Raw genomic sequence first — 2,706 nt, forward strand, 5'->3', positions numbered from 1 at the left:
CGTCCGGGACCGCAGGGCGCTGTGGGCGGCCCGCTGGCGCCGGGCGAGGATCCCTCGGCGCGGGCCGGTGAGGTGGCCGTCGCGTACGTGCTGGCGGTCTGGCAGGAGCTGACGGACACGGCCTGGGACTTCGGTATCGCTCCGGACGACGCGCTCACGCCCCGGCGGGCGGCCGAGCGCATCGTCCGCCTCGGTGAGCTGGAGGAGGCCGCGGCGGACTCGGTGCACCGGGTGGCGGGCGCGGTGGAGCAGGTCCTCTTCGCCCCCCGCCCGCACGCCGAGCCGGGTCTGGCCGACGCGGTCCACACCGTCCGCTCCGCCTTCCGGGCCCGCGCCACCTGGCCGACCCGCCTGCGCGCCGTCGTCGCCCCCCGTTCCGCCGTCCGAGCGGTCTGGGACCTGATGGACCGCTGGACGACGGCCAGGGCGTCGTGGGCGACCCGCTGGAGCACACTCCTCCAGCGAGCGCCCTGGCCCCATCGGGGGCAGGAGAGCTAGAGCGGCAAAGAGGGCCGGCGTCCGGTGTCAGAACACCGGGCGCCGGCCCTCTCCGTCTGCGTGCCCCGGTCTCCGTGTGACACGAAAGAGGGAGGGGGCGGTGGGGCATACGGCTGAGGGGACCCGCCCGGGTGGGGGGTCCCCTCACGTGATGTCAGGAGTCGCAGGGCGCTACGAGGGCCGGTTCACTGCCCCTGCTGCTCATCGCGCCGCCGCTGCCAGCGCTGCTCGATGCGGTCCATGACGGAACGCCTCGACCGGGGCTGATGCCGCCCTTGGGCACCTCCGCCGGTGGGCTGCTCACCCGGCTTGGGCGCCTTGCGCCAGCCGGTCACGGCGAGCACGGCGCATCCCAGCATGACGAGGAACCCGACCACGCTGAGCCAGACCTGCTGGGCGACCATACCGGCCATGAGGAGCGCGATACCTACGAGGAAGCCGGCGATCGCCTGGTAGACCCGTCGCCGGGTGTACGTCCGCAGCCCGCTTCCCTCAAGCGCTGTCGCGAACTTGGGGTCTTCGGCGTACAGCGCTCGCTCCATCTGCTCAAGCATTCGCTGCTCGTGCTCCGAGAGCGGCACGGCGTCCTCCTCATCGTGCAGTCGCCGGGGCGACCCGGGGGTCCCTTCAGGATAGGCAGGGAATCGCCCCCGTGAAACCCGCCCCTCTACGCCAATTGGCCAACCGGACCCCGTCAAGAGCGTCCCGGCTCGCTGAGGCTTCCATTCCCCAACGGCCGACCCGTCATGCCGGACGGTCTCCCTCGATCATACGGCTCACAACGCGGTAACGGAGGGCCTGTGGCGTACTCCATCCTGGCCGGGACCATGATCAAGCCAGGGTAAAGCCCGCCGCTCGGAACGGGTCAGCCGGCCGGGGTCTCGCCGAGGACGTGGAGCTGGGTGGCCACCGCGTGGAAGGACGGCAGTTCGGCCGCCGCCTCCTCCAGCTTCAGGAGGGCCTCCAGGGCGCCGGGCTCGGTGTCGACGAGGACACCGGGGACGAGGTCGGCGAAGATCCGCACACCGTGCACGGCGCCGACGGCCAGGCCCGCGCCCTCCGCCAGCCCGGTGAGCTGTTCGGCGGTGAAGCGCCGGGGGACGGGGTCGCCCGTGCCCCAGCGGCCGTCGGGGTCGGTGAGGGCGTGCCGGGCCTCCTTGAAGTGCCCGGCCAGCGCCCGCGCGAGGACGGCTCCGCCGAGGCCGGCCGCGAGGAGGCTGAGGACGCCCTCGGGGCGCAGCGCGGCGACGGCGTTGCGGATGCCGTCGGCCGGGTCGTCGACGTACTCCAGGACGCCGTGGCACAGGACGGCGTCGTACGCGGCCCGCTCCACCACGTCGAACAGCCCGCCCGCGTCCCCCTGCACGCCCCGCACCCGGTCCGCGACGCCGGCCTCCGCCGCGCGGCGCTCCAGGGCGAACAGGGCGTTGGGGCTGGGGTCGACGACGGTCACCCGGTGTCCGAGGCGGGCCAGCGGCACCGCGAAGTTCCCGCTGCCGCCCCCGGCGTCCAGGACGTCGAGGCTGTCGCGCCCGCTGCCCTTGACGCGGCGCTCCAGCGCCTCCTGGAGCACCTCCCACACCACGGCCGTCCGCAGCGACGAACGCGGCCTCGCCGGGTCGGTCCCCAGCGCACCGGTCTGCGGACGGTCCTTCGGGACGGGCGAGAGCAACGGATCCGACACGACAACTCACTCCTCGACGCGGCCCGCCACTTCCCGACGGAACAATCGGACGCCCCTGCGACCGGCGTCCCCGGGGCAGCGGCTTTCCTGCACAGCCACCCTATTGCCTCGGAAGGGGACTCCCCCGCTGCGGGCGCCCGCGCCCGCTCACCCCGCGTGCGGGAAGTCCCGGTCCCTCTCCCTCCCCTCGGGCTGGCGGGGCAGGACGGGCTGGAGGGAGAGGAGCCGTTCGACGAGGCGGACGAACATCTCGACGTCGCGTATCAGGTCGTCGGCGTCGCGGGGGGTGGCGGCGCCCTGGATGCCGGCCTCGGCGCGGGCGCGGCGAGGGGCACCCGCGGCGAAGTGGGCGCCCCATTCGGTGAGTTCGGGGGCGACTTCGGGGAGGAGTTCCCAGGCGCTGCGGATGCGTGCGCGGCGCCGGGGGGTGAGGTCGGGGCGGGCGCGGGCCGCGCAGATGTCGGAGGTGCGGGTACTACGGGTACTACGGGTACTACGGGTACGACGCCGACTGCGTCCGCCAC

Annotated in this window: 4 protein-coding genes; 1 reads left to right on the forward strand and 3 read right to left on the reverse strand. The window is 74.1% G+C overall.

Annotation, left to right across the window (positions count from 1 at the left end; all coding sequences use genetic code 11):
* Positions 1–498: DUF4129 domain-containing protein (locus ACVNF4_RS34660; protein ID WP_461806830.1), on the forward strand; the 498-nt coding region annotated here is incomplete at its 5' end.
* A gap of 185 nt (positions 499–683) precedes the next feature.
* Here ACVNF4_RS34660 and ACVNF4_RS34665 read toward each other — a convergent pair.
* From ACVNF4_RS34665 to ACVNF4_RS34675, 3 genes are all read right to left on the reverse strand, one after another.
* Positions 684–1,079: a DUF3040 domain-containing protein gene (locus ACVNF4_RS34665; protein WP_461806831.1), complete on the reverse strand. Its 396-nt coding sequence runs from the start codon at positions 1,077–1,079 to the stop codon at positions 684–686.
* A gap of 284 nt (positions 1,080–1,363) precedes the next feature.
* The gene (locus ACVNF4_RS34670) at positions 1,364–2,182 is read right to left on the reverse strand and encodes a methyltransferase (protein ID WP_461806832.1); all 819 of its coding nucleotides are present in this window, start codon (positions 2,180–2,182) and stop codon (positions 1,364–1,366) included.
* A 147-nt stretch (positions 2,183–2,329) separates the two neighbouring features.
* Positions 2,330–2,706, reverse strand: a 377-nt coding sequence (locus ACVNF4_RS34675; protein WP_461806833.1) for an SAV_6107 family HEPN domain-containing protein, incomplete at its 5' end; no start/stop codon positions are given.

The sequence above is a fragment of the Streptomyces sp. S6 genome, assembly GCF_054880855.1.